Consider the following 25,342-nt stretch of genomic DNA (forward strand, 5'->3'; position numbering starts at 1 on the left):
CGGAACCCTGGAGAGCACCCCGCATGCATGACGACCGCAGCCTGGTCGAGGCCCGTCTCAAGCGCGTCCTCGACGAGCGACTCCGCCCCGCCGTGTACCCCGAGTCCGTGCCGCTGGAGGTGGCGGTGTGGCACGCGCCCGACGAGCCGGTGCCCGTCGCCGAGGGCCTGGCGGCCGAACCGGAGCCCATCGCGGTGGGCGACCGCTGGGGCGCTCCCTGGGGCACCAGCTGGTTCCGCGTCACCGGGACCGTCCCCGAGGAGTGGGCCGGCCGGACCGTGGAGGCGATCCTCGACCTCGGCTTCGACGAGAACATGCCCGGCTTCCAGTGCGAGGGCCTCGTCTACCGGCCCGACGGCACTCCGGTGAAGGGCCTCAACCCGCGCAACCAGTGGGTGCGGATCGGCGCGCCCGTCGAGGGCGGCGAGGAGGTGCGCCTGCACGTCGAGGCCGCCTCCAACCCCGTCATCCTCGACTACCACCCCTTCCTGCCCACACAGTTGGGCGACAAGGAGACCGCGGGCAGCGAACCGCAGTACCGGCTGGCACGCATGGACCTCGCCGTCCTCGACGAGACGGTGTGGCAGCTGGTGATCGACCTGGAGGTGCTCGGCGAGCTGATGGCCGAGCTGCCGGTGGAGTCGGCGCGCCGCTGGGAGATCCTGCGCGCGGTCGAGAAGGCCCTGGACGCACTGGACCTCCAGGACGTGAACGGCACCGCGGCACAGGCGCGGGTGCGGCTGGAGACGGTCCTGTCGGAGCCCGCCGTCCCCTCCGCCCACCGCATCAGCGCCGTCGGCCACGCGCACATCGACTCGGCGTGGCTGTGGCCGCTGCGCGAGACGGTCCGCAAGGTCGCCCGCACCACCTCCAACATGACCGCGCTGCTCGACGACGAACCGGAGTTCGTGTTCGCCATGTCCCAGGCCCAGCAGTGGGCCTGGGTGCGCGACCACCGGCCCGAGGTGTGGGCGCGGGTCAAGAAGGCCGTGGCCGACGGGCGGTTCGTGCCCGCCGGCGGCATGTGGGTCGAGTCGGACACCAACATGCCGGGCTCGGAGGCGATGGCCCGTCAGTTCGTGCACGGCAAGCGGTTCTTCCTCGACGAGTTCGGCATCGAGAACCAGGAGGCGTGGTTGCCCGACACCTTCGGGTTCGCCGCCGGACTGCCGCAGATCATCAGGGCGGCCGGCTCCAAGTGGCTGCTGACCCAGAAGATCTCCTGGTCCCAGACGAACAAGTTCCCCCACCACACCTTCCAGTGGGAGGGCATCGACGGCACGCGGATCTTCACCCACTTCCCGCCCGTCGACACCTACAACTGCTCCATGAAGGGCAGCGAGATCGCCCACGCGGCGAGGAACTTCAAGGACAAGGGGGTCGCCCGGCACTCCCTGGCCCCCACCGGCTGGGGCGACGGAGGCGGCGGCACCACCCGGGAGATGGTCGCCAAGGCGGCCCGGCTCCGCGACCTCGAAGGGTCCGCGACCGTGGTCTGGGAGACCCCGGCGGAGTTCTTCGAGAAGGCCGAGGCCGAGTACCCCGAACCACCGGTGTGGGTCGGTGAGCTGTACCTGGAGCTGCACCGGGCCACCCTCACCAGCCAGGCCAAGACCAAGCAGGGCAACCGCCGCAGCGAACACCTCCTGCGCGAGGCCGAACTGTGGGCGGCGACAGCGGCCGTACGGGCCGGATTCCCCTACCCGTACGAGGAGTTGGACCGCATCTGGAAGACGGTCCTGCTGCACCAGTTCCACGACATCCTGCCCGGGTCCTCGATCGCCTGGGTGCACCGCGAGGCCCGGCGCACCTACGAGCGGCTCGCGGACGAGCTGAACGCCGTCATCGACGCGGCCCAGCGCGCGCTGGCGGGGGAGGGGACCCGGGACCTGCTCTTCAACTCCGCACCCCACGCCCGTGACGGGGTCGCGGCGGGCGGCGCCGGAACCGCGGTCGTCGAGGGCCGCACGACCGTGACCGGGCGCCCCGGCGGCGGGCACGTCCTGGACAACGGCATCCTGCGGATCGAGATCGACGAGCGGGGCCTGATCGTCTCCGCGTACGACATCGCGGCCGACCGGGAGACCATCGCACCGGACCGGGCGGGGAACCTCCTCCAACTCCACCCGGACTTCCCCAACATGTGGGACGCGTGGGACGTGGACGAGTTCTACCGCCACACCGTCACCGATCTCACCGACGTGGACGAGATCGCCCCCGAGGGGCCGCACGGCGTGCGGATCACGAGGACCTTCGGCGCCTCCCGCGCCACCCAGCTCCTGTCGCTGGCGCCCGGGGAGCGGCGGCTGCTCGTGGACACCGAGGTCGACTGGCACGAGACGGAGAAGTTCCTCAAGCTCGCCTTCCCGCTCGACCTGCACGCCGAGCGGTACGCGTCGGAGACGCAGTTCGGGCACTTCCACCGGCCCACCCACACCAACACCTCCTGGGAGGCGGCGAAGTTCGAGGCCTGCAACCACCGCTTCGTGCACCTGGAGGAGCCCGGCTGGGGCGTGGCGGTCGTCAACGACTCGACGTACGGCCACGACGTGACCCGGACCGTGCGCACGGAGGGCGACCGGGGCACGACCACCACGGTCCGGGCCTCGCTGCTGCGCGCCCCGCGCTTCCCCGACCCCGAGACCGACCAGGGCGTCCACCGCTTCCGGCACGCGCTGGTGCCGGGCGCCGGGATCGGGGACGCGGTGCGCGAGGGATGGCGGATCAACCTGCCGGAGCGGTCCGTACGCGGCTCCGCGGAGGTCGCCCCGCTGGTGACCGTCGACCAGGACGCGGTCGTCGTCACGGCCGTCAAGCTGGCCGACGACGGCAGCGGCGACGTGGTGGTCCGCTTCCACGAGGCGCACGGCGGACGGACGCGGGCCACTGTCCGGGCCGGCTTCGAGGTCACCGGGGTCACCGCCACGGACCTGCTGGAGCGCCCGGCGGACGACGCCCCCGCACTGCGGCGGGACGGGAACGAGGTCTCCCTGCGGCTGCGACCGTTCGAACTGGTCACCCTGCGGTTCACCAGGGCCTGAGCGGCGAGGGGCGGGGAGATCGCTCCCCGCCCCCCGGTCACGCCGGTCCGGACCCCGCCCGGTTCAGGCGGGCAGCTTGGTGTCGACGATGAAGCTGGTCTCGATGACCTGCCCGGGGAAGGTCAGTTCGGTGACGCCGAGGACCGTGCTGACCGGGCGGTGATCGCCGAAGTACGCCAGGTTGCCCTCCGAGACCGCCCGGGCGTGGTGCCGCAGGTTCACCACGTACAGGGTCTGGGAGACGATCTGGTTGCGGGTGGCGCCGTAGTGCTTGAGGACCTTGTCGAAGTTGGCGTGGGTCAGGTCGAGCTGGGCGGCGAAGTCGTCCGGGTGGCGGAATTCGCCCGCCTCGTCGACCGAGAGCTGTCCGGAGACATGGATCAGATCGCCGGACCTGATCGCCTGCGCGTATCCGAAGTCGCTCTCGGCCGGCATGCCGTGGTTGAAGACGTCGACGGTCGTCATGCTCGTGTTCCTCCTTGCCGTGCGAGCCCGTGGGTCCGCTGCTGCGGGACGAGACGCACGTGCTCTCTTGTGGTTACTCGGGAACTGTAGGAGAGTGACCGTTGACCTGGAAGAACGCACTTTTCGGTGACTGGGGAACCAGATGGTGACCAAGCAGTTCACGGGCTCGCCCGAAGACGCGGACCTCAGGCGTGCCGACTCGCTGGCGCGCGAGATCTTCTCGGACGTCGCCAACAAGTGGGCGTTCCTGATCATCGAGGCGCTGGGGGAGCGCACCCTGCGCTTCAGCGAGCTGCGCGACGAGGTCGAGGGCGTCAGCCACAAGATGCTCACCCAGAACCTGCGCATGCTGGAGCGCTACGGCCTCGTCGACCGCAAGGTGCACCCCACCGTGCCGCCGCGGGTGGAGTACACCCTCACCGAACCGGGCCGGGCCCTGCGTGCCACGGTCGACAGCATGTGCGGCTGGACCCACCGGTACCTCGGGCACATCGAGGCCGCTCGGCGCCGCTTCGACGAGTGACGGGCCTGCGGGGGACTACTCCGGGCGCAGCCCGGCGAAGAGGTCGTTCTCGGGCACGGCCGCCCCGGTGGTGTCGCGCACCCGGACGAAGGTCTCCACGCCCATCAGCTCGCCGAACCTCTCCTTGCCCATCCTGAGGAAGAAGATGTTCTCGCCCTGGCTGGCGTGCGCGGCCAGCGCGTCGAACTTCTGACCGCTGAAGCCGGTCGTGTCCACCCACGTGGTGATCTCGTCGTCGGGCAGGCCGATCTCGGCCTGTGCGGCGGCCTCGTCGGGATCCGGCTCCGGCACGTCCTCACCGAACTCGCGCATGATCTCGCCGAACCGCTGCACCGCCGAGCGGGGCATCGTGGTCCAGTACACCTTCGGCGTCAGCTCGGTCATCTCCAGCGCCGCCATCGTGATGCGGTGGGCCTGGATGTGGTCGGGATGCCCGTAGAAGCCGTTCTCGTCGTAGGTGACGACCACATCGGGGCGGTAGTGCCGCATGAGTTCCGCGAGTCGGGCTGCGCCCTCCTCGACGGGGGTCTGCCAGAAGGATCCGGGGGCGTCGTTGGTCGGCCAGCCCATCATCCCGGAGTCGGCGTAGTCCAGCATCTCCAGGTCGCTGATCTTCAACACCTCACAGCTCGCCTCCAGTTCCTGGCGGCGCAACAGGGCGACGGCAGCCGGATCGTGGCCGGGATCGCCCGGCTTGACACCTCCCGGCCCGTCGCCGCATCCACCGTCGGTACAGGTGACGAGAACCGTGCGGACGCCTTCCGCCGCGTACCGCGCGAGGACCCCGCCGGTTCCGGTGGCCTCGTCGTCGGGGTGGGCGTGCACGGCCATGAGCGTCAAGGGCCGGTCAGTCATGAGAAAGTCCTCCAGCGGAAACACGTCTTGATCCGAGCGCGGTGGGTGCACCGCGGCCCGCGGGACCCGGAGGCGACGGGCGCAGGACCCGATGATCTCCGTGTCCCCCCGCCCGGCGACGCCGGTCCCCGCCCGGTGCAACCGCGCCGACGGGACCGGCTGTTCCCGGTGGGGCGCCTGATTTCCGGGTCAGTCTCCCGTGGTGGGGGCGTCGTCGTCGCGCTGATGGCCGCGGCGGGCGTCGCGGTCGAAGACGCCGAGGATCTCGCACGGGCCGCCCTCGGCGCCGATCGCATGCGGCAGCATCGTGGGGAACCCGGCGGCCTGGTTGGTCTCGACGCGGAAGCGGCGATGGCCGAGCAGGAGGGCGGGGCGCCGGACAGGACGACGGTCGCTCGTGCCTGGACGCTCGGACCGGGGTCGGGTCATGCGTAGGCGTACGACGGTCATGCCGCGGTCGGCGTGCGGGTCCGAGGCGGCGGAGGTGCCGGACCGACGAGCGCCGGCGGCAGGTCGCGCGTCACGCCGACGGGACAGTGGGGCGCGCTGTCCTCGCAGCCGTGATGTCGCGCCCACACGGTCACCGGGCGTGGCTGTGTCCCGAGGCTCCCGCCCCGTACGGGCCCCGAGCCGGCCCGCGGTCCGATGGCTCACCCGTCGTTGAGGTCCCTGCTGTCCGCTGACTCACCGGGTGCTCACGCCCCTGCGGTCGGATGGCTCACTCGGTGCTCACGCCCCTGCGGTCCGTTGCCTCGCCGCCGCTCACGCCCCGAGCTGAGCCCGCAGCCACTCCTCCACCTCGCCCACATGCGCGGCCGCCGCCGCCCTGGCCGCCTCCGGGTCGTGGGCGACCAGGGCGCGGTGGATCGCCGCGTGCTCGCGCCGGGTGCGCTCGAAGGCGCCCTCCTCCTGGTAGCCGCGCCAGACCCGGGCCCGGAAGGTGCGGGAGGACAGACCCTCCAGGATCGCCGCCATGGTGTCGTTGCCGGCGGCCGCCGCGATCTCACGGTGGAAGGCCAGGTCGTGGGCGAGGATCTCCTCCGGATCGTCGGTGGCGTTCATGGCCGTGAGGTGTTTCTCGACCTCGGCGAGCCGGTCGGGGGTGATCCGGGCGGCGGCCAGCGCGGTCGCCGTCGACTCCAGGATGCGGCGCACTTCAAGGAGCTCCACCAGCCGCGGACCCCGGGACAGGTCGGCGACCACCCCGAAGGTCTCCAGCAGGTCGCCGGCCTCCAGTCGGGTGACGTAGATGCCCGAGCCGTGCCGGGCCTCCAGCACTCCCAGCACCGTCAGCGCCCGGATCGCCTCCCGCATCGAACTGCGCGAGATGCCCAGCTGGACCGCCAGATCACGCTCGGTCGGCAACCGCTGGCCGGGCTCCAGCCGGCCCTCGCCGATCATCGCCTTGATCTGCTCGATGGCGCGCTGCGTCACGGTGCCCTTCTGCGGGGCTGTCTCGTCCACGCCACTCCTCCGCTCACCGGGTGCCACTCACCGGGTGCGCCGAAGTCTAGCCACCGATGTGGTCGGACCACTACAGCCTCAGAACGGGAAAATCTGCCGCTGGAGGGTATTGCCGAGGCCGAGTGGTCTGATAAGTATGCCGTCATCTGCTCGACCCGTGCACGTTCGACCAAGCGAGAACACGCTCAACGAGGAGCCGCCAGATGCCCGGCAGGACAGTGGGGAAGCGGAACAGGATTCGGATCGTCGGTGCCGTGGCCGCGGCCGCGAGCGCCTCGCTCGTGCTCGCCGCGTGCGGCAGCACCAAGGACACCGGCAGCGCCGGCAGCGCGGGAGGCGACGGCACCGGCAAGGTGGGCGTGATCCTGCCGCTGCTGACCTCGCCGTTCTGGCAGTCGTACAACGACTACGTGCCCAAGATGGCCAAGTCCGAGGGGGTGGACACGCTGAAGACGGTCAACTCCAACAGCGACCCCTCCCAGCAGATCACTGACATCAACAACGAGCTCAACCAGGGCGTGAAGGGCCTGGTCGTGGCCCCGTTGGACAGCGCCGCCATCGAGGCCGGCCTCGACCAGGCCGAACGCAAGGGCGTCCCGGTCGTCGCGGTCGACGTGGCTCCCGACAAGGGCAAGGTCGCCATGGTCGTACGGGCGAACAACGTGTCGTACGGCGAGAAGGCCTGCCAGTACCTCGGGAAGCAGATCCCCTCCGGCAAGGTCGTGCAGATCATGGGCGACCTGGCCTCCGTCAACGGGCGCGACCGCTCCGAGGCCTTCCGGGCCTGCGTGAAGAAGAACTTCCCGAAGCTCAAGGTCCTGGAGATCCCCGCCAAGTGGGAGTCCGACACGGCCGCCTCGCAGCTCAGCACCCTCCTGAACGCCAACCCCGACATCAAGGGCATCTACCTGCAGGCCGGCGGTGTCTACCTCGCGCCGACCATCCAGACCCTCAAGTCCAAGGGGATGCTGAAGAAGGCGGGCACCGCGGGCCACATCGCGATCGTGTCCAACGACGGTATCCCGCAGGAGTACGACGCCATCCGCAGGGGCGAGATCGACGCCACCGTCTCCCAGCCCGCCGACCTGTACGCCAAGTACGGCATGTACTACATCAAGGCGGCGATGCAGGGGAAGACCTTCGAGCCCGGCCCGACCGACCACGACTCCACGATCGTCAGGCTGCCGAGCGGCATCCTGGAGGACCAGCTCCCCGCACCCCTGGTCACCAAGGACAACGTCGACGACCCCGGGCTGTGGGGCAACACGGTCAAATGAGCACCCCACTGGTTGAAGCCCACGGGGTCGTCAAACGGTACGGCCCCACGACCGCCCTCGCCGACGGCCGACTCACCGTCCTGCCCGGCGAGTCCCACGCGCTCGTCGGCCGCAACGGCGCCGGCAAGTCCACCCTCGTCACCCTCCTCACCGGCCTCCAGGCCCCCGACGAGGGCACCGTCCGCTTCGACGGCGAGCCCGCGCCGCCACTCGCCGACCGCGACGCCTGGCGCGCCAAGGTCGCCTGCGTCTACCAGAAGCCCACCGTCGTACCGGAGTTGACGGTCGCCGAGAACCTCTTCATCAACCGGCAGCCGCTCCGGCGCGGGTTCATCAGTTGGCGCGCCCTGAAGAAGGAGGCCGCCGAACTCCTCGACACCTGGGACGTGCGCGTCGACCCGGAGGCGCGCACCGCCGACCTCAAGGTCGAGGACCGCCAGATGGTGGAGATCGCCCGGGCGTTGAGCTTCGGCGCCCGCTTCATCGTCCTCGACGAGCCGACCGCGCAGCTCGACAACCGGGAGATCGAGCGGCTGTTCGGCAGGATGCGCGCGCTCCAGGACTCCGGTGTCACCTTCCTGTTCATCTCGCACCACCTCCAGGAGGTGTACGAGGTGTGCCAGACGGTGACCGTCCTCCGGGACGCCCGCTGGATCACCACGGCCCCGGTCGCCGACATGCCCCGGGCGGCCCTCATCGAGGCCATGGCCGGCGAGCCCGTCGCCGAACAGCACGTCCGCCCCAGACAGGCCGAGCAGAGCGCACCCGTCCTGCTCGACGTCCGCGGCCTCACCTCCGACGCCTACCAGGACGTCGACCTGACCGTGCGCCGCGGCGAGGTCGTAGGACTCGCCGGCATCAGCGGCAGCGGCAAGACCGAGCTCGCCGAGACCTTCACGGGACTGCACACCCCGACGAGCGGCACCGCCCTGCTCGACGGGAGCCCGCTGCCGTTCGGCGACGTACGGGCCAGCCTGAAGGCCGGCGTCGGCTTCGTGCCCCGCGACCGGCACGCCCAGGGCCTGGTCCACGGCATGACCATCGGCGACAACGCCACCCTCAGTGTCCTGGACCGGCTCGGCCGCCGCGGCTTCGTCGGCACCGATCGCAAACGGGGCTTCGCCACCGGGCTGATCGACCGCCTCGACATCCACGCCGAGGGGCCGGACCAGCCCGTCTCCGACCTCTCCGGCGGCAACGCGCAGAAGGTCGTCATGGCCCGCGCCCTCGCCTCGGACCCCCGGCTGCTGGTCCTCATCAACCCCACCGCGGGCGTCGACGTGAAGTCGAAGGAGTCCCTGCTCTCCCGCGTGGACACCGCCCGTGAGGACGGCACCGCGGTCCTCGTCGTCTCCGACGAGCTCGACGACCTGCGCCGCTGCGACCGTGTCCTCGTCCTCTTCCACGGCCGCGTGGTCGCCGAGCACCCGGCCGGCTGGCGCGACCACGAGCTGATCGCCTCCATCGAAGGAGTGGACCACCATGGCTGACACCCAGGCCCCGCCCGTGCAGCAGGCGCGGGTGCCCGAGACACGGGCGGCCCGGACGGTCCTGCTGCGCCGCGCCCGCGAACTCGCCCTCGTACCCGCGCTGTTGCTGCTCATCGTGCTCGGCGCGTTCGTCAACGACTCGTTCCTCACCGAGCGCAACCTGATCTCGATCCTCGGCGCCTCGGCCGCCCTCGCGATGGTCGTGCTCGCCGAGTCCCTCGTCCTGATCACCGGCAAGTTCGACCTGTCCCTGGAGTCGGTCGTCGGCATCGCGCCCGCCGTGGGAGCCCTGCTCGTCCTGCCCGCCGCCCAGTCGGGCTGGGGCACCGAACTCCCGGCCGTTCTTGCCCTGTTGGCGGTCCTGGTCGTCGGTGCGGTGGTCGGCGCCTTCAACGGCGTCCTGGTCGTGAAGTTCAAGCTCAACGCGTTCATCGTGACGCTCGCGATGCTGATCGTGCTGCGCGGACTGCTCGTCGGCGCGACCAAGGGCAAGACCCTCTTCGGCATGCCGGACAGCTTCTACTCCCTGGCGACGACGACCTTCCTGAGCATCCCGATGTCCGTGTGGCTCGCCGCCGTCGCCTTCGCCGTCACCGGTCTCGTCCTGAAGTACCACCGCATCGGCCGTTCCCTGTACGCCATCGGCGGCAACGCCGACGCGGCCCGCGCCGCCGGCATCCGCGTCGAGCGCGTGATGCTCGGCGTGTTCGTCGTCGCGGGCGTCCTCGCCTCCGTCGGCGGCATCATGCAGACCGGCTACGTCGGCGCCATCAGCGCCAACCAGGGCCAGAACATGATCTTCACCGTGTTCGCGGCCGCGGTGATCGGCGGCATCAGCCTCGACGGCGGCAAGGGCACCATGTTCGGCGCCCTGACCGGCGTGCTCCTGCTCGGTGTCGTGCAGAACCTGCTCACGCTCGCCCAGGTGCCGTCCTTCTGGATCCAGGCCATCTACGGCGGAATCATCCTGGTCGCCCTCATGATCGCCCGTGTGACGACGGGCCGCGCGCAGGACTGAGCCCACCCCGCCCCCTACCGAAAGGCCCTCCGTGTCCTCGACGCCCGCCCGTATCAGCGCGGTAGACACCCACGACATCCGCTTCCCCACCTCGCGCGAGCTCGACGGCTCCGACGCGATGAACCCGGACCCCGACTACTCGGCGGCCTACGTCGTCCTGCGCACGGACGCGGCCGACGGGCACGAGGGACACGGGTTCACCTTCACCATCGGGCGGGGCAACGAGGTCCAGGTCGCCGCGATCGAGGCGCTGCGCGGACACGTGGTGGGACGCTCCGTCGACGAACTGTGCGCGGACCCGGGCACGTTGAACCGCGACCTGATCGGCGACAGCCAACTGCGCTGGCTGGGGCCCGAGAAGGGCGTGATGCACATGGCGATCGGCGCGGTCGTCAACGCCGTGTGGGACCTGGCCGCCAAACGCGCCCGGAAGCCGCTGTGGCGGCTCCTGGCCGACGCCGAGCCCGAATGGCTGGTCCGGCAGGTCGACTTCCGCTACCTCACCGACGCCCTCACCCCGCAGGAGGCGCTGGACCTGCTGCGCCGGGGCCGGGCGGGCGCCACCGAACGCACCTCGAAGCTCCTCGCCACCGGCTACCCCGCCTACACCACCTCCGCCGGCTGGCTCGGCTACGACGACGAGAAGCTCTCCCGGCTCGCCGCCGAGGCCGTCACCGCCGGCTTCCGCCAGATCAAGCTCAAGGTCGGCGCGGACCTCGCGGACGACGTACGGCGCTGCCGCGTCGCCCGCCAGGTCGTCGGCCCGGGCATCCGCATGGCGATCGACGCCAACCAGCGCTGGGACGTCGACGAGGCGATCCGCTGGACCGAGGCGCTCGCGGAGTTCGACCCATACTGGATCGAGGAACCCACCAGCCCCGACGACATCCTCGGCCACGCCGCGATCCGCAGGGCGGTCGCCCCGGTGAAGGTCGCCACCGGAGAGCATGTCCAGAACCGGGTCGTCTTCAAGCAGCTCCTCCAGGCGGGCGCCCTGGACGTCGTCCAGATCGACGCGGCCCGCGTCGGCGGCGTCAACGAGAACCTGGCCATCCTGCTGCTCGCGGCCAAGTTCGGCGTACCGGTCTGCCCGCACGCAGGCGGGGTCGGCCTGTGCGAACTCGTGCAGCACCTCTCGATGTTCGACTACGTGGCCCTGACCGGCACGACCGAGAACCGGGTCATCGAGTACGTCGACCATCTGCACGACCACTTCCTGGACCCCGTGGTGATCACGGACGGCCACTACACGGCACCCACCGCGCCGGGCTTCTCGGCCGCGATGCGCCCGGAGTCCATCGCGCGGTACACGTTCCCGGGCGGCGCCTTCTGGGCAGAAGACCTCGCCGACGACACGGAGAAGAAAGGGCGGGCGGCATGAGCGACTTCGAGGGTCTGAGGGCCCTGGTGACAGGCGGCGCCTCCGGCATCGGCCGGGCCACCGCGGAACTCCTCACCGCACGCGGTGCCCGGGTCGCCGTCCTCGACCTGGACCCCTCGTCCGTGGAGAAGCCGCTGCTCGCCTACCGGGCGGACGTCACCGACGACGCCTCGGTGCGTACGGCCGTCGCCGCGGCCGCCGCCGACCTCGGCGGCCTCGACGTGCTGGTCAACAACGCGGGCATCGGAGCCCAGGGCACGGTCGCGGACAACGACGACGAGGAATGGCACCGCGTCCTCGACGTCAACGTCGTCGGCATGGTCCGGGTGGCCCGCGCCGCCCTGCCCCACCTGCGCGAGTCGGCGCACGCGGCGATCGTGAACACCTCCTCGATCGCGGCCACCGCGGGCCTCCCGCAGCGGGCCCTGTACAGCGCGACCAAGGGCGCCGTGTACTCCCTGACCCTCGCCATGGCCGCCGACCACGTCCGCGAGGGCATCCGCGTGAACTGCGTCAACCCCGGCACGGCGGACACCCCGTGGATCGGCCGCCTTCTCGCCAAGGCCGCCGACCCGGCCGCCGAACGGGCCGCGCTGGAGGCCCGCCAGCCCACCGGCCGCCTCGTCTCGGCCGACGAGGTCGCGGGCGCCATCGCCTACCTGGCGAGCCCGCTCTCCGGCGCCACCACCGGCACCTCCCTCGCCGTCGACGGCGGCATGCAGGGCCTGCGCCTGAGGCCGGTGGGCCCGTGAGGACGCACACCCTCGGCGGCAGCGGCGTCCCGGTCAGCGCACTGGCCTTCGGCGGCGCCGTCATCGGCAACCTCTACACCGAGGTGACCGACGAGCAGGCCCACGAGGCGGTGACGGCCGCCTGGGAGCGCGGCATCCGTTACTTCGACACCGCCCCGCACTACGGACTGGGACTGTCGGAACGCCGGCTGGGGGAGGCTTTGAGGGCTTTCCCGCGCTCGGAGTTCACCGTCTCCACGAAGGTCGGCCGCCGCCTGGAGCCGACGCCGGCCCACGGCGACGACCTCGCCCACGGCTTCGCCGTCCCCGCCGCCCACCGCCGCGTGTGGGACTTCTCGGCGGACGGTGTACGACGCACCCTGGAGGCGAGCCTCGAACGGCTCGGCCTGGACCGCGTGGACGTCGTCTACCTCCACGACCCCGACGACCACGCCGAACAGGCCTTCCGCGAGGGCTATCCGGCGCTGGAGAAACTGCGTTCGGAGGGGGTGGTCCGCGCGATCGGCGCCGGGATGAACCAGACGGAGATGCTCACCCGCTTCGTCCGGGACACCGACGTGGACGTGGTGCTGTGCGCCGGACGGTACACCCTGCTCGACCGGAGCGCGCTCACGGACCTGCTGCCCGCCGCCGAGGAACGCGGCGTGTCCGTCGTGATCGGCGGTGCCTTCAACTCCGGTCTGCTGGCGGATCCGCGGCCCGGGGCGACGTACAACTACGCACAGGCGCCCGGGGAGTTGCTGAAGCGTGCCCTGCGGCTGAAAGCGCTGGCCGAGCGGCACGGCATCGGTCTGCGCGCCGCAGCCCTCGCGTTCTGCGCGGCCCACCCGGCGGTCGCGAGCGTCCTGGTGGGCGCCCGCTCGGCCGCCGAGGTCCACGACAGCGCCGACCAGTTCGCCACCGCGGTACCCGCCGCCTTCTGGCAGGACCTGAGGGACACCGAGGGGCTCGCGTGAGAGTCGCCCCGCACACCAAGGTCCGCGCCGACGGCGTCGCCGAGCACGACGCCGCCCACCGCGCGAGCGCAGCCGAGCGTGCCGGCGTCCTCGGCGGCACGGCCACTCGCACCCACGGTCTCTGACCCCGCGGCTCACGTCAGGTCTGCCGGGCCGGTTGCGCCAGCCGGGTGGGAGGCAGGAACTCCCGCACATAGGTCCGCTCCCAGCACGCCCCCGTCTCCCGCAGCTCCCGCCACGTCGTGTACCGGTACCGGAAGAGGCGGGCGCGGACATGGCGGGGCGGCTCGTCGGCGGGGAAGGGGGAGCGGCGCAGCAGCCGCAGCGTGGCGGGATCGTTCTCCAGGAGCCGCTCCACCATGGTGCCGAACCACGCCCCGGCGTACGCGGGGGACAGCGCGGCGAACCACATCATCCAGTCCAGGCGCAGATGGTAGGGCGCGAACTGGCGCGGCCAGCGCCGCGGATCGCCCGGCTTGCCGCGGAACTCGTACTCCCGCCACTCCGAGTCCCGGCGCGGCACCTCGTCCGCCGTGCCCTCGACCACCACCTCGTAGCGGATCCGGCTGACGCTGCCGAACGCGCCGTAGGTGTTGACGAGGTGGAGCGGGTCGAAGGAGCGGTTCATGATCTGGCTACGGGAGATCATGTTGCGGACCGGGTGGTAGCTCAGGGCGAGGAGGAGAGCGCCGACGGCGAGGACCGTGACCTGGTACCAGAGCGGGGTCGCGGGCCGGTCCGGCGCCTCGCCCGGGAGCTCCAGCGCCGGCACCGCCAGGACGATCGTGATCCAGTTCAGCCAGGCGAAGTTGCCCGAGAGCACCAGCCAGAGCTGGGTCACGATCATCAGGGACGCGGCCGCCGTGGCGATCGGCTGCGGGGTGAACAACAGGAAGGGCACGACGAGTTGGGTGAGGTGGTTCGCGGCCGCCTCCACCCGGTGCACGGGCTTCGGCAGATGGTGGAAGTACCAGCTCAGCGGCCCCGGCATCGGCTGGGTCTCGTGGTGGTGGTCCAGGCACGTGAGCTTCCGCCAGCAGGCGTCGCCGCGCATCTTGATCAGCCCCGCGCCGAACTCGACCCGGAACAGCACCCAGCGCAGCAGGAACAGGACCACCACGGGCGGGGCCACCTCGTCGTTGCCCAGGAACACCGCGAGGAAGCCGACCTCCAGCAGCAGGGACTCCCAGCCGAAGCCGTACCAGGTCTGGCCCACGTTGACGATCGACAGGTACAGCAGCCAGGGCACCAGCCACAGCAGCATCCCGCCCCACAGCGGCAGCCGGGAGTCGAGGCCCGCCGCCAGCGCGACGGCCACCGCGCAGCCCGTCCACGCGCAGAGAGCGAAGAACCGGTCGGAGTAGTGGAGTTGGAACAGGCTCGGGGCCCGTCGGAACGGGACCCGCGCCACGAAACGCGGCACCGGCAGCATGCCGCGCTCGCCGAGCAGCGGCCGGAACTGGAGGGCCGCCGCCAGGAACGCGACGAGGTACAGCCCCGCCAGAGCCCGCTGGAAGACCAGCCGGCTCAGCCAGTAGTCGGGTGCGGTGAACCAGTCCACGGCCGTGCTCTCCTGCCTCCATTGTCCAGCCGGACCCTCGGTGACTCTCCGTGTACCTCCCTTCCGCTTGCGTAACCCAAGTGAGTGAAGCAGACAATAGTGGCGAACTGCACGGGACGGACGGGAGAGCGTGGTGCGGAGACCCACCAGGACCCTCGCCACGGCCGGTGTCCTGGCGGCGGCCCTGATCGTCGCGGGATGCGGCCGCGACGAGAGCACCGGCGAGCCGACCGGCACGCTCCTGCTGCAGCCGGCGGCGGCCCGGGGACCGAACCCCTTCACCCCCTCCGCGGCGACCGCGCCGCCGCCCCTCACCCGAACGCCCCACCGGGACGCGAGCGCCCCGCGGACCCTCTCCGGCGGGACGCCCGGCCTGTACGGCGGCACCGCGCGCGTCGGCAGTTGCGACGTGGAACGGCAGATCCGCGACCTGACCGCCGACCGGCGGAGAACGAGCGCGTTCGCGCGGGCCGCCGGAGTCCCCCCGGCCGCGGTCCCCGAACACCTGCGCGCTCTCGCCCCCGTCGTCCTGCGCGCCGACACCCGGGTCACCGACCACGGCTACCGCGACGGCCGGGCGAACGGCTTCCAGGCCGTCCTCCAGGCGGGCACCGCCGTCCTCGTCGACGGCCGGGGCGTGCCGCGCGTCCGCTGCGCCGGCGGCAACCCCTTGACGCCGCCGGTGGCCATGCGGGGCGGCGCGGTCGTGGAGGGGCGGCCGTGGCCCGGGTACCGGCCCGACCAGGTCGTCGAGGTGAGCCCCGGCGAGCAGGTCGTCACCGACCTCACGATCATCGACCTCGTCGACCACTCCTGGATCGAACGCCGGATCGGCCACGACTGCCGGCACGACCACGTCATCCCCACGACAGCACCCGAACCCCTGCCTCCCGAGGACCTCCCGGGGGACAGCGCCTCCCCGGACACCCCCCTCGGCACCCACCCGCCGACGCCCGTGCCGTCCCTGCCGTACCGGCCCTCCCCGCCGTCCACGCCCGACTGCGCCTCCGGGCGGCCGTACGACGACGGCTGCCCCACCCCCACCGTGCCGGCCGCGCCCCCCACGGTCCCGCCGGACGGCACCCGTCCGACCGCCACCGAGGTCTCCGGCACCGACCTCGGCCCCGAGACCGTCCCGGACACGCCCGATCTCCCCGACGGCGGCGGCCTGATCCCCGACGGCTGATCCCCGCCGATGCCGCCCAACACGCCGCCCCCGGTCGAAGAATCCGACAAATCCTGGCAAGGTGGCCCCATGGTTGATCGGGGAGCGAGCGCCCTGTCACTCCCGGACGACTGGCCCGCCCACCCGGATCCGATCCTGGCGCTCAATCGCATGGGCAGCTTCGACTGGGACCTCGACAGCGGCCTGTTCCACATGGACGCCCAGGCCCACGAGGTCTTCGACCTGCGCCCCGACGAGTACGACGACAACCCCGCGACCCTCGCCGTCCGGGTGCCGAGGAGCGAGGCGCACCGGCTCGACACCCTGGTCTCCCAGGCGATCAAGGACGGCAGCGAGAACTACGGCACCTACTTCCGCATCCGCTGCCGTGACGGCACCCTGCGCTGGACCCACACCCAGGGCTACATCCGACGCGACGAGACGGGCCGTCCGCGCCGGATCATCGGGATCGTCCGGGACGCCACCCAGGAGATGGGCGAGCTGGAGGTCCGCCGCGAGCAGGCCGCCCAGGACGAGGCCCGGCGCCGGCAGACCAACGTCGTCCAGCTCACCACGGCCGCCCTCGCCCACGCCCGGACCGTTCAGGACGTCATCGACGTCCTGAAGGACACCCACGGACTCACCCACCTCGGCGCCACCAGCCTGGTCATGGGCCTGGTCGAGGCGGGCCGCATCCGGCTGATCGCCGAGGGGCCCGCGGGCAGCTTCGTGCCGGGCACCGACATCACCCGGATCGACGAGCCGTACCCGATGAGCGAGGCCGTGCGCACCCTCACCCCCCGGTTCATCGAGTCGCCGGAGGAGTTCGCGGACCGCTACCCGATCCTGTGGCCGCACCTCACCGGCCTCAGGATCACCTCGGCCGCCTATCTCCCGCTCATCGCCGAGGCCCGCCCGATCGGCGCCATGGGCCTGCTCTACAGCGACCGGTACGGCTTCACCCCCGAGGACCGCAACGTCCTCATCGCCCTCGGCAGCAGCATCGCCCAGAGCCTCCAGCGGGCGATGCTCTACGAGCAGGAGAAGGACCTCGCCACCGGTCTCCAGCAGGCCATGCTGCCGCGCACCATCCCGAGCGTCCCCGGCGCCGACGTCGCCGTCCGCTACCGGGCCGCCAGCCCCGAGGGCTCGCTGGCCCGGGACATCGGCGGCGACTGGTACGACCTGATCCCGCTGCCCGGGGGCACCCCCTCCGGGGGAGGCCGCGTCGGCGCCGTCATCGGCGACGTCCAGGGCCACGACACCCACGCCGCCGCCGTCATGGGCCAGTTGCGGATCGTGCTGCGGGCCTACGCCGCCGAGGGTCACACGCCGGCCGCGGTGATGGCCCGGGCCTCCGTCTTCCTCCACGAACTCGACACCGACCGCTTCGCGACCTGCCTGTACGCCGAGGCCGACCTCGCCACCGGAGTCGTCCAGGCCGTCCGCGCCGGCCACATCGACCCGCTGGTCCGGCACGCCGACGGCACCTGCCGGCGGGTGCCCGTCGAGGGCGGGCTGCCGCTCGGGCTGTCCGTCGAGTTCGGGCAGCTCGAGTATCCCGTCACCACCCTCGAACTCGACCCCGGGAGCACCCTGCTGCTGTGCACCGACGGGCTCGTCGAACAGCCCGGCGCCGACCTCGACGACGGGATGCGCACCCTCACGGACCTCATCGGCGTGGGCCCCGCCGACGTGTGGGAACTCGCCGACCGGCTCATCGACGTGGCCGAGGAACGCGGGGGCGACGACGACGTGGCCCTGCTCCTGCTGCGCCGCCGCAGCCCGGACACCCAGCAGTCCGGCGGACGCCTCCAGCAGCACGTGGCCCCCGGTGACCCCGAGGCGCTGACCGGGGCCCGGCACATGATCCGGGCCGCGGTCGGCGCCTGGGGCGCGCGGGAGCGCTCCGACGAGATCGAACTGGTCGCCGACGAGCTGATCACCAACGCCCTGATGCACACCGAGGGGGCCGCGATCGTCACCCTGCGGGTCCTGACCGGCTCCGACCGGCGGATGCGCGTCGAGGTCGAGGACTCCTCCAGCGCCCTGCCGCGCCGCCGCGAGGCCGGTGCTTCGGGCGTCTCGGGCCGCGGCCTGCTCCTGGTCGACCTGCTGAGCGACGTGTGGGGCGTGGAGGCGCGGGGCGGCGGGAAGTGCGTGTGGTGCGAGTTCGTCGTGCCGCAGCGCACCTGACCTGACCACAGCCGCCCCCGGTGGCACTCTGGACCTATGCCGGAACTGCCCGAGGTGGAAGCCCTCAAGGACTTCCTCACCGAGAACCTGGTCGGCCACGAGATGGTGCGCGTGCTGCCGGTGGCCATCAGCGTCCTGAAGACGTACGACCCTCCGCTCACCGCCCTGGAGGGCCGCGAGGTGGCCGCCGTGCACCGGCACGGCAAGTTCCTCGACCTGGAGACGGACGGTGGCCCGCACCTCGTCACCCACCTGGCCCGCGCGGGCTGGCTGCACTGGAAGGACCGCCTGCCCGACGGCCCGCCCCGCCCCGGCAAGGGCCCCCTCGCCCTCCGGGTGGCGTTGGAGACCGGGGCCGGCTTCGACCTCACGGAGGCGGGGACGCAGAAGCGCCTCGCGGTGTACGTGGTGGCCGACCCTCAGGAGGTGCCCGGCATCGCCCGCCTCGGCCCCGACCCGCTGGCCGCGGACTTCGACGGGGCGAGCCTCGCGGCCCTGCTGAAGGACGAGCGCCGGCAGCTCAAGGGCGCCCTGCGCGACCAGACCCTCATCGCCGGCGTGGGCAACGCCTACAGCGACGAGATCCTGCACGCGGCGCGGATGTCCCCGTTCAAGCTGGCGGCCTCCCTGACCCCCGAGGAGACCGAGACCCTGTACCAGGCGCTGCGCACGACCCTCACCGAGGCGGTGGAACGCTCGAGGGGGGTGGCGGCGGGCCGTCTGAAGTCGGAGAAGAAGTCGGGTCTGCGTGTGCACGGCCGCACCGGCGAACCCTGCCCGGTCTGCGGCGACACCATCCGGGAGGTCTCCTTCAGCGACTCCTCCCTGCAGTACTGCCCCACCTGTCAGACGGGCGGCAAGCCCCTGGCGGACCGGCGGTTGTCGCGCCTGCTCAAGTGACCGGAGCCCGTCAGCCCGGCTCCAGCGTCACCAGGTGCTCCCCGTTCGACGTCCTGACCTCGTAGTGGTCGATCTGGTCGGCGTGGAAGGTGGAGCTGCCCATCATGATGTCGTCGCCGGTGCCGTGCCCGGTGGCGTTCCAGCCGGTGACGGTCTCCTCCGTGCCGTCATGGCCGATCGCGACGAGGTGACAGGCGCGCGGGCCGGACTCGTCCTTCACCTTGAGCTCCACCTGGGTGCCCCAGTCCTCGTCCTCGGTGGTGACCTGCGCCCACACGCCGGAGCGGGCGTCGGTCGCCTCGACGCTGGTGGCCCGGGCCGCGTCGGCGTCCGTCGTCATCGCCAGGGTGGAACCGCCCACGGCCAGGACCACCGAGGCGGCCACCGCGTACAGCAGCCGCCTGCGGCGCGCCCGGTTGCGGGCCGCGACCTCGGTGAGCAGGCGGCCCAGGAGCTGGGGGCCGGGCTGGGCCATCGGGTGCACGGGCCGCGGTGTCGCCCGGCGGTACAGCATCATCTGACGGGTCACAGGACCGAACTCGGTCACGTGTGCCGCGCACCTGGGGCACTCCATGAGGTGGTCCTCGAAGCGGAAGGCCTCCGCCTCGTCCAGCACGCCGAGCGCGTACGCGCCGACGTCGCGATGCCTCTCCAAGGACCTCATGCGGAAACCTCGTGCCGTTGGGTGTGGGTGGGGTTACTCCTTGCTCCCACCGGTACGCACCAGCCCGCCGAATCACTCAAGGCATGCACAGAATCGTGACCGAGGGATTCGGAGCGGTCGGCCCCGCGGATTGGTCCGGATCGAAGGAATCTAGAAAAGATGGATGGCGAGGTGGCCGAGCGGCAGACCGAGCTGCCAGGCCGGTGTCCACACCTTCGGACCCTCGTCCTCGCCGAGGCCCGCCCCACCGCCCGGCACGGCGTTCAGATCGGGTGCGAGCAGTTCCGTCTCCTCCAGCCAGCGCCAGGCCGCGGCCGCCAGTTCGAGGTCCGCGTCGGGCTCGCCGGTGGCGACCGCCTCGGCGGTCAGCGCGGCCATCCGCTCGCACACCCAGTCCTGCCACGGCTGGTCGTACGCCGTCAGGGAGAGCCAGTTCTCGAGCTGGGAGACGACCTGGATGCCGGAGAGCTCTCCCTCGGTGTCGGCGAGGAAGACGGTCAGCGCCAGCGCGTCCCGCCCGGCCCGGAACTCGAAGGACGTCGGCGGCATCAGATCGCCGGAACGCAGCAGCTCGTCGGCGATGTACTCGGCGTACAACCAGGCCATGGGGACGACGAGTTCGCCGCCGCCGGTGCCGTCCGTGCTCTCGTGCCCTCTGTGCAGCATCCCTTCCTGCCTTCCTCCGGTGCGTGCGCGTCGCCCGACCCCGGGCTCCCGGTCCGGAACACGGATAGGGACAGCCGATTACTCAACAGGGGTCCTCAGCAAGGCGCTTTACGGAGGTTTGACTTTCCCATTGGTTTCACCGCAGGTCGGCCGCGTATCCCGGAAGCACCCGGCGCAGGGCGCGCAGCGCGTAGTACGCGCGGGACTTCACGGTACCGGGCGGAATCCCGAGGATTTCCGCGGCCTCCGCCACACTCGCCCCCTGGAAATACACCAGCACCAGGACTTCACGGTGCTCCGGAGTGAGTGTCTTCACAGCCTCACGCACGTCGAGCGTGGCGGCGGCCCGCTCGGCGTGGTCGGCGCACACCCGGGCGTTCTCCAGGACCGCGTCGCCGACCTCGGCGGGACGTGCCTGCCGGGCCCGCCGCGCGTCGATCGCGAGCCGCCGTCCCACGGTCAGCAGCCAGGGCCGTACGGACTCGAAGTCGTCGGCGCGCAGCGCCTCGGGATGCTGCCAGGCACGCACGAGGGTCTCCTGCACCAGGTCCTCGGCGCGTTGCCGGTCGCCGTCGCTGAGCCGGAGGAGGAGCGCGAAGAGGGGCCGGCCGTGCTCCCGCTGCAGCGCGGCGAGCTCGTGCTCGGCGGTCGTCCCGTTCGTGAGGGTGGTTCCGGCCGTCATGGCCGTATGGCACCTCAGCGCGGGGCCGGGGGACAGGGCACGCACAAGGATCTGCGGCGGACGGTCGATCGCGTCGACGAACGGTTCGGTGAACGGTCCCTTCCGGGTCGCCGTTCGCGTGCCCTTCCGCTCTCCGCCCGCCCCGGACGGGTCAACAAGGCGGCCGGGCCGTTTGCGGACACGGACAAGCTCATACCTATTCGTCAGTAAATATGACCTTCAGTGGGGTGAGCTGATGATTGCACGCAGACGGCAGGTTGCCCTGGCCCTCACGGCCCTTCTCGCCGGAGGGGCGGCCTGTCAGGCGCACGACCACGGGGCACCCGGGCGTCCGGCCCCGGCCGCCGCCGCACCGCGCGGTTTCACGCTCGTCGCCTCCGGTGACGTCCTGCCGCACAGCTCGATCATCGACCGGGCCCGGTTCGACGCGGCCGGCAGCGGCTACGACTTCCGCCCGATGCTGGCCGGAATCCGGCCCGTCGTATCCGGCGCGGATCTGGCGCTGTGTCACATGGAGACCGTCTACGGCGCGAACGGCGACTACACCGGCTACCCGGTCTTCAAGTCCCCGCCCGAGGTGGCCCGGGCCCTCGCCGTCACCGGTTACGACGGCTGCTCCACCGCCTCCAACCACAGCCTCGACGACGGCGCCGAGGGTATCCGCCGCACCCTCGACGCCCTGGACCGGGCGGGTGTACGGCACGCCGGATCGGCCCGCACCGAGGCGGAGGCGCGCACCGTCACCGTGCTGCGCGCGGGCCCCGCGAAGGTCGCCCACCTCGCCTACACCTATGACACCAACGGCATCCCGCTGCCCCAGGGACAGCCCTGGGCGGTGAACCCGATGGACGAGAACAAGATCCTGGCGGACGCGCGGGCCGCCCGGAAGGCCGGCGCCGACGTGGTCGTCGTGTCCCTGCACTGGGGCACCGAATGGCAGGACGCGCCCGACGAGCAGCAGCTGGCCCTCGCCCGCGACCTGACCGCCGCCCGCACCGGCGGCCGCCCCGACGTCGACCTGATCCTCGGCACCCACGCCCATGTCCCGCAGGCGTACGAGAAGGTCAACGGCACCTGGGTGGTCTACGGCATGGGCGACCAGATCGCCGGCGAGATGTTCAACCACGAGGGCGTCCAGGACCCCCGCGGCAACCAGTCCACCCTCGCCCGCTTCACGTTCGCCCCGCCCGCGCGGCCGGGTGAGCGCTGGCGGGTCGCGAAGGCGGAGTTCGTGCCGCAGATGTTCGACGTGGACGCCGGACGGGTGGTGAACCTCAACCAGGCGATCGCGCAGGGCGCCGACGTCCAGGGCGTCCGCGACCGGATCCGCGAGGTGGTGCTGAGCCGGGGGGCGGCGAAGGACGGGCTGACGATGGGGCGGTAGGGCCCGGGGCGACGGCTCGTGTCCGGCGGGTCACGGGGCCGCGGCTCACTCCACGTCCACGTGGTCGAAGGTGCGCAGCATCTCCTTCAGCACGCGTACGCACGCCCGCAGTTCGGCGTCGGTCAGCTCGCCGCCGCCGACCTGCCGGTTCAGTGCGTGCTCGCGCGCGAGGATCGCGGTGATGACGGCCACGCCCTCGTCCGTGATGCGGATCAGCGAGGACCGCTGGTGGGCGGGGTTGGGCGTGGCCTCCGCCCAGCCCCGGTCCATCGCGTCGTTGGTCATGCGCTGCACGAACTGCCGGGTCAGCGCCATGATCCGGGCCATCTGGGGGACCGTCATGGGCCCGTACCGGTGCAGCAGGACGAGGACGGACCGCACGCCGACGGACACCCCGCCGGCCGCCTCGTCCTGCTCCAGTTTGCGCAGTCCGCGCCGGTAGAGGGCGCCGACCAGGTCGAACACCTCACTGACCCGGTGGCCGAGATCGTCGGGGGGCAGCGGCTCGTCGATGTCGTTCACCCGCTCATCATGCACCGCACCCCATCATGACAACCTGGTTGTCAAAGTCTCGCAAAGATGACACCTTGGTTGTCATGACAGTCGCTTCGGAACTGAGCTTCTTCGCGTCCACCGACGGGGACATCGCCTATCTCGACACCGGAACCGGGGACCCCGTCGTCCTGCTGCACTCCGGTTACGTCGACCACCGCCTCTTCGCGGCCCAGATCCCGGCCCTGGCCGCCGGACACCGGGTCGTCGCCGTGGACATCCGCGGCCACGGCTGGACCGCCAACGCCACCCGGCCCTTCCGGTGGGCCGACGACCTCGCCGCCCTGTTGCGCCACCTCGACGCCGGGCCCGCGGTCCTGGTCGGCGTCTCCATGGGCGGGGCCGTCGCCGGAGACACGGCGATCGAGTATCCGGAACTGGTCCGGGGCCTCGTGCTGAGCGGCGCCTCGGTCAGCGACTTCCAGTACACCCACGTAACGACCCGGCAGATCGTGGCCGAGTCCCACCGGACCCTGCACTCCGGCGACATCGAGGGCTGGCTGAAGGTGTTCCTGCGGTCCGTCGCGGGCCCCTTCCGCGAGGTCGGGGACACCGACCCGCGCGTCCTCGACCACCTGCGCGAGATGGCCCTGCACACCATCGCCAAGCACACACCGGGCGAACGGAACTGGCACGTGCCCATGACCGACACCTGGGCCCGCGTCCCGAAGATCGACGTCCCGGTGCTCACCGTCAACGGCACGCTCGATTCCCCGGACCTGATCGCCGACGCCGAGCGCTACGCGAGCACCGCGCAGAACGGCCGCTCGGTGCTGGTGGAGGGCACCTCGCACTTCCCGAACCTGGAGAAGCCCGAGGAGTTCAACGAGCTCCTCCTCGGGTTCCTGCGCGAGCTCTAACGCTCCGCCAGCGCCGACCGCCTGTACGAGTACCCGAAATAGATCACGGTGCCGATCGCGAACCACACCGCGAACCGCACCCAGGTCTGCCACTGCAGATAGGTGATCAGCCAGATCGAGAAGCCGACGCCCAGGGCCGGCACCACCGGCATCCACGGCGTACGGAAGGTGCGCGGCAGATCCGGCTGCCGGTACCGCAGCACGATCACCGCCGTGCACACCACCACGAAGGCCAGCAGGATCCCGATGTTGGTCAGCTCGGCCGCCTCGCCGATCGGCAGGAACCCGGCGATGGCGGCCGACGCGAAGCCGACGATCCACGTCACCCGCGTGGGCACGTGCCGCGTCGGGTGCGTCTTCGCGAACCACCGGGGCAGCAGCCCGTCCCGGGACATCGAGAACCACACCCGGGTCACCCCGAGCATGAACGTGAACATCACCGTGAGGATGCCGATGATCGCGCCCACCGCGATCACGTCCGCGAGCCCGCCGAGGCCCACCGACTTGAACGCCGTGGAGAACCCGCTCTCCTTGTCGATGTCCTTGTAGTCCTGCATGCCGGTCAGCACCAGACAGGCCGCCACGTACAGCACCATCGAGATCGCGAGCGAGTAGAGGATCGCCTTCGGCATGTGCCGCTGGGCGTCCTTCGACTCCTCCGCCGCCGTCGACATCGCGTCGTACCCGAAGACCGCGAAGAACACCGTCGCCGCCCCGGTGAACGCCCCGCCCACGCCGTACGGGAAGAACGGGTTGTAGTTCGCCGTGTCGATGTGGAACACCCCGACCGCGATCACCAGCAGCACGACCAGCACCTTGAGGACCACGACGACCATCTCGAAGCGGGCCGCGTTGCGGATGCCGAGGTTGAGCAGGTACGCGATCAGCAGGCACAGCACCGCGGCGAACAGGTCCACCCGGTGCCCGTCACCCGTACCGGGCGCGCCCAGCATCCAGTTCGGCAGGTCGGCGCCCATCTCCCCGACCAGGAAGCTGAAGTAGCCGGAGATGCCGATGGCCACCACCGCCACGATCGCCGTGTACTCCAGGAGCAGGTCCCAGCCGATGAACCAGCCCGCGAACTCGCCGAGCACCGCGTAGCCGTAGGTGTAGGCGGACCCCGCCTTCGGGATGAGACCGGCGAACTCGGCGTACGACAGCGCGGCCGCGGCGCTCGCGACACCGGCGACCAGGAAGGAGACGAGGACCGCGGGCCCCGCCGTACCGTTGGCCACCGTCCCGGCGAGCGTGAAGATGCCCGCGCCGATGATGCCGCCCACGCCGATCGCGGTCAGTTGCCACAGTCCCAGCGACCGTTCGAGGCCGGTGCCCTCGCCGGCCTCCGTCTCCTCGATGCGCTCGATCGGTTTGCGGCGGAGAATCCCCTCGCCCATACGGAGCCGGGCCATGCGCCTCACCTCTTCGCGGTCGGCAAACGGCTGACGGCGGATCATGATGGCGCAGACCCGGCGGCTGAGGAAGGGGCCACG

23 protein-coding genes and 1 pseudogene are annotated in these 25,342 nt (G+C 71.5%); 14 read left to right on the forward strand and 10 right to left on the reverse strand.

What is annotated here, in order from left to right:
• The first annotated feature begins 23 nt into the window (after positions 1–23).
• A complete protein-coding gene (locus ACIQJT_RS02025; RefSeq protein WP_402639065.1) occupies positions 24–3,041 on the forward strand; it encodes an alpha-mannosidase in 3,018 nt (1,005 codons plus the stop codon).
• A gap of 63 nt (positions 3,042–3,104) precedes the next feature.
• Here the strand turns inward: ACIQJT_RS02025 and ACIQJT_RS02030 are convergent, their stop codons facing one another.
• A complete protein-coding gene (locus ACIQJT_RS02030; RefSeq protein WP_402639067.1) occupies positions 3,105–3,506 on the reverse strand; it encodes a RidA family protein in 402 nt (133 codons plus the stop codon).
• 142 nt (positions 3,507–3,648) lie between these two features.
• Here ACIQJT_RS02030 and ACIQJT_RS02035 point away from each other — a divergent pair, with 142 nt between their 5' ends.
• Positions 3,649–4,029 carry a helix-turn-helix domain-containing protein gene (locus tag ACIQJT_RS02035; RefSeq protein WP_365455109.1) on the forward strand — a complete coding sequence of 127 codons (381 nt, stop codon included), beginning with the start codon at positions 3,649–3,651 and terminating at the stop codon, positions 4,027–4,029.
• A 15-nt stretch (positions 4,030–4,044) separates the two neighbouring features.
• Here ACIQJT_RS02035 and ACIQJT_RS02040 read toward each other — a convergent pair whose 3' ends face one another.
• From ACIQJT_RS02040 to ACIQJT_RS02050, 3 genes and pseudogenes are all read right to left on the reverse strand, one after another.
• A complete protein-coding gene (locus tag ACIQJT_RS02040) occupies positions 4,045–4,884 on the reverse strand; it encodes a PIG-L family deacetylase (RefSeq protein WP_402639069.1) in 840 nt (279 codons plus the stop codon).
• Positions 4,885–5,073: 189 nt separating this feature from the next.
• Positions 5,074–5,250, reverse strand: a pseudogene (locus tag ACIQJT_RS02045) (XRE family transcriptional regulator); the annotation flags it as partial.
• Positions 5,251–5,646: 396 nt separating this feature from the next.
• Positions 5,647–6,348, reverse strand: coding sequence for a FadR/GntR family transcriptional regulator (locus tag ACIQJT_RS02050; protein WP_365454854.1), 702 nt, complete (start codon positions 6,346–6,348; stop codon positions 5,647–5,649).
• Positions 6,349–6,551: 203 nt separating this feature from the next.
• Between ACIQJT_RS02050 and ACIQJT_RS02055 the strand changes: the two genes are divergently transcribed.
• The 7 genes from ACIQJT_RS02055 to ACIQJT_RS02085 are packed head-to-tail and all read left to right on the forward strand — an operon-like array spanning position 6,552 to position 13,347.
• Positions 6,552–7,625, forward strand: coding sequence for a sugar ABC transporter substrate-binding protein (locus ACIQJT_RS02055; RefSeq protein ID WP_402639072.1), 1,074 nt, complete (start codon positions 6,552–6,554; stop codon positions 7,623–7,625).
• Complete coding sequence (locus ACIQJT_RS02060; protein ID WP_402639075.1) at positions 7,622–9,115, forward strand: sugar ABC transporter ATP-binding protein; 1,494 nt, start codon at positions 7,622–7,624, stop codon at positions 9,113–9,115. Before ACIQJT_RS02055 ends, ACIQJT_RS02060 begins: the two co-directional genes overlap by 4 nt.
• The gene (locus ACIQJT_RS02065) at positions 9,108–10,133 is read left to right on the forward strand and encodes an ABC transporter permease (protein ID WP_402639077.1); all 1,026 of its coding nucleotides are present in this window, start codon (positions 9,108–9,110) and stop codon (positions 10,131–10,133) included. Before ACIQJT_RS02060 ends, ACIQJT_RS02065 begins: the two co-directional genes overlap by 8 nt.
• A 31-nt stretch (positions 10,134–10,164) precedes the next feature.
• The gene (locus ACIQJT_RS02070) at positions 10,165–11,514 is read left to right on the forward strand and encodes an L-fuconate dehydratase (protein WP_365454866.1); all 1,350 of its coding nucleotides are present in this window, start codon (positions 10,165–10,167) and stop codon (positions 11,512–11,514) included.
• Positions 11,511–12,266 (forward strand): SDR family NAD(P)-dependent oxidoreductase, encoded by a 756-nt coding sequence (locus ACIQJT_RS02075; protein ID WP_402639079.1) that lies wholly within the window; start codon positions 11,511–11,513, stop codon positions 12,264–12,266. The genes ACIQJT_RS02070 and ACIQJT_RS02075 overlap by 4 nt, the downstream gene beginning before the upstream one ends.
• Entirely contained in the window at positions 12,263–13,222 is a 960-nt protein-coding gene (locus ACIQJT_RS02080) for an aldo/keto reductase (protein ID WP_365454874.1), read from the forward strand. Before ACIQJT_RS02075 ends, ACIQJT_RS02080 begins: the two co-directional genes overlap by 4 nt.
• On the forward strand, positions 13,219–13,347 hold the full coding sequence (locus tag ACIQJT_RS02085; protein WP_402639081.1) for a hypothetical protein: 129 nt from the start codon (positions 13,219–13,221) through the stop codon (positions 13,345–13,347). The genes ACIQJT_RS02080 and ACIQJT_RS02085 overlap by 4 nt, the downstream gene beginning before the upstream one ends.
• A gap of 14 nt (positions 13,348–13,361) precedes the next feature.
• On the opposite strand, the gene ACIQJT_RS02090 is transcribed toward ACIQJT_RS02085, so the two are convergent.
• Positions 13,362–14,783, reverse strand: a complete 1,422-nt coding sequence (locus ACIQJT_RS02090) for a lipase maturation factor family protein (RefSeq protein WP_402639083.1) — start codon at positions 14,781–14,783, stop codon at positions 13,362–13,364.
• A 133-nt stretch (positions 14,784–14,916) separates the two neighbouring features.
• On the opposite strand from ACIQJT_RS02090, the gene ACIQJT_RS02095 reads away from it, so the two are divergent.
• The 3 genes from ACIQJT_RS02095 (at position 14,917) to ACIQJT_RS02105 (ending at position 19,044) form a co-directional block, all read left to right on the forward strand.
• Positions 14,917–15,969, forward strand: a complete 1,053-nt coding sequence (locus tag ACIQJT_RS02095; protein WP_402639085.1) for a DUF6777 domain-containing protein — start codon at positions 14,917–14,919, stop codon at positions 15,967–15,969.
• A 69-nt stretch (positions 15,970–16,038) separates the two neighbouring features.
• Entirely contained in the window at positions 16,039–18,144 is a 2,106-nt protein-coding gene (locus tag ACIQJT_RS02100; RefSeq protein ID WP_402639087.1) for a SpoIIE family protein phosphatase, read from the forward strand.
• Between the two features lie 36 nt (positions 18,145–18,180).
• Positions 18,181–19,044, forward strand: coding sequence for a DNA-formamidopyrimidine glycosylase family protein (locus ACIQJT_RS02105; protein WP_365454889.1), 864 nt, complete (start codon positions 18,181–18,183; stop codon positions 19,042–19,044).
• A 10-nt stretch (positions 19,045–19,054) separates the two neighbouring features.
• On the opposite strand, the gene ACIQJT_RS02110 is transcribed toward ACIQJT_RS02105, so the two are convergent.
• The 3 genes from ACIQJT_RS02110 to ACIQJT_RS02120 all read right to left on the reverse strand — a co-directional run bounded on the left by ACIQJT_RS02110 (position 19,055) and on the right by ACIQJT_RS02120 (position 21,056).
• A complete protein-coding gene (locus ACIQJT_RS02110) occupies positions 19,055–19,708 on the reverse strand; it encodes a zf-HC2 domain-containing protein (RefSeq protein ID WP_365454892.1) in 654 nt (217 codons plus the stop codon).
• 150 nt (positions 19,709–19,858) lie between these two features.
• On the reverse strand, positions 19,859–20,374 hold the full coding sequence (locus tag ACIQJT_RS02115) for a hypothetical protein (protein ID WP_402639089.1): 516 nt from the start codon (positions 20,372–20,374) through the stop codon (positions 19,859–19,861).
• A 136-nt stretch (positions 20,375–20,510) separates the two neighbouring features.
• Positions 20,511–21,056 (reverse strand): sigma-70 family RNA polymerase sigma factor, encoded by a 546-nt coding sequence (locus ACIQJT_RS02120; protein WP_365454898.1) that lies wholly within the window; start codon positions 21,054–21,056, stop codon positions 20,511–20,513.
• A gap of 235 nt (positions 21,057–21,291) precedes the next feature.
• Here ACIQJT_RS02120 and ACIQJT_RS02125 point away from each other — a divergent pair, with 235 nt between their 5' ends.
• Positions 21,292–22,440 (forward strand): CapA family protein, encoded by a 1,149-nt coding sequence (locus ACIQJT_RS02125; RefSeq protein ID WP_402639092.1) that lies wholly within the window; start codon positions 21,292–21,294, stop codon positions 22,438–22,440.
• Positions 22,441–22,485: 45 nt separating this feature from the next.
• Here ACIQJT_RS02125 and ACIQJT_RS02130 read toward each other — a convergent pair whose 3' ends face one another.
• Positions 22,486–22,962 carry a MarR family winged helix-turn-helix transcriptional regulator gene (locus ACIQJT_RS02130; protein WP_053849489.1) on the reverse strand — a complete coding sequence of 159 codons (477 nt, stop codon included), beginning with the start codon at positions 22,960–22,962 and terminating at the stop codon, positions 22,486–22,488.
• A gap of 74 nt (positions 22,963–23,036) precedes the next feature.
• Between ACIQJT_RS02130 and ACIQJT_RS02135 the strand changes: the two genes are divergently transcribed.
• Complete coding sequence (locus ACIQJT_RS02135; RefSeq protein WP_402639094.1) at positions 23,037–23,852, forward strand: alpha/beta fold hydrolase; 816 nt, start codon at positions 23,037–23,039, stop codon at positions 23,850–23,852.
• On the opposite strand, the gene ACIQJT_RS02140 is transcribed toward ACIQJT_RS02135, so the two are convergent.
• Entirely contained in the window at positions 23,849–25,261 is a 1,413-nt protein-coding gene (locus tag ACIQJT_RS02140; RefSeq protein WP_402639096.1) for an amino acid permease, read from the reverse strand. The genes ACIQJT_RS02135 and ACIQJT_RS02140 overlap by 4 nt on opposite strands.
• Positions 25,262–25,342: the final 81 nt, after the last annotated feature.

Source organism: Streptomyces sp. NPDC091972, from assembly GCF_044756385.1.
Lineage (GTDB): Bacteria > Actinomycetota > Actinomycetes > Streptomycetales > Streptomycetaceae > Streptomyces.

Excerpts from the sequence above, each read along its gene's own strand:
- ACIQJT_RS02025 (WP_402639065.1), top strand. The coding sequence starts at position 24 with ATGCATGACGACCGCAGCCTGGTCGAGGCCCGTCTCAAGCGCGTCCTC.
- ACIQJT_RS02030 (WP_402639067.1), bottom strand. The coding sequence starts at position 3,506 with ATGACGACCGTCGACGTCTTCAACCACGGCATGCCGGCCGAGAGCGAC.
- ACIQJT_RS02035 (WP_365455109.1), top strand. The coding sequence starts at position 3,649 with ATGGTGACCAAGCAGTTCACGGGCTCGCCCGAAGACGCGGACCTCAGG.
- ACIQJT_RS02040 (WP_402639069.1), bottom strand. The coding sequence starts at position 4,884 with ATGACTGACCGGCCCTTGACGCTCATGGCCGTGCACGCCCACCCCGAC.
- ACIQJT_RS02055 (WP_402639072.1), top strand. The coding sequence starts at position 6,552 with ATGCCCGGCAGGACAGTGGGGAAGCGGAACAGGATTCGGATCGTCGGT.
- ACIQJT_RS02060 (WP_402639075.1), top strand. The coding sequence starts at position 7,622 with ATGAGCACCCCACTGGTTGAAGCCCACGGGGTCGTCAAACGGTACGGC.
- ACIQJT_RS02065 (WP_402639077.1), top strand. The coding sequence starts at position 9,108 with ATGGCTGACACCCAGGCCCCGCCCGTGCAGCAGGCGCGGGTGCCCGAG.
- ACIQJT_RS02075 (WP_402639079.1), top strand. The coding sequence starts at position 11,511 with ATGAGCGACTTCGAGGGTCTGAGGGCCCTGGTGACAGGCGGCGCCTCC.
- ACIQJT_RS02100 (WP_402639087.1), top strand. The coding sequence starts at position 16,039 with ATGGTTGATCGGGGAGCGAGCGCCCTGTCACTCCCGGACGACTGGCCC.
- ACIQJT_RS02105 (WP_365454889.1), top strand. The coding sequence starts at position 18,181 with ATGCCGGAACTGCCCGAGGTGGAAGCCCTCAAGGACTTCCTCACCGAG.
- ACIQJT_RS02110 (WP_365454892.1), bottom strand. The coding sequence starts at position 19,708 with ATGAGGTCCTTGGAGAGGCATCGCGACGTCGGCGCGTACGCGCTCGGC.
- ACIQJT_RS02115 (WP_402639089.1), bottom strand. The coding sequence starts at position 20,374 with ATGCTGCACAGAGGGCACGAGAGCACGGACGGCACCGGCGGCGGCGAA.
- ACIQJT_RS02120 (WP_365454898.1), bottom strand. The coding sequence starts at position 21,056 with ATGACGGCCGGAACCACCCTCACGAACGGGACGACCGCCGAGCACGAG.
- ACIQJT_RS02125 (WP_402639092.1), top strand. The coding sequence starts at position 21,292 with ATGATTGCACGCAGACGGCAGGTTGCCCTGGCCCTCACGGCCCTTCTC.
- ACIQJT_RS02135 (WP_402639094.1), top strand. The coding sequence starts at position 23,037 with ATGACAGTCGCTTCGGAACTGAGCTTCTTCGCGTCCACCGACGGGGAC.
- ACIQJT_RS02140 (WP_402639096.1), bottom strand. The coding sequence starts at position 25,261 with ATGGCCCGGCTCCGTATGGGCGAGGGGATTCTCCGCCGCAAACCGATC.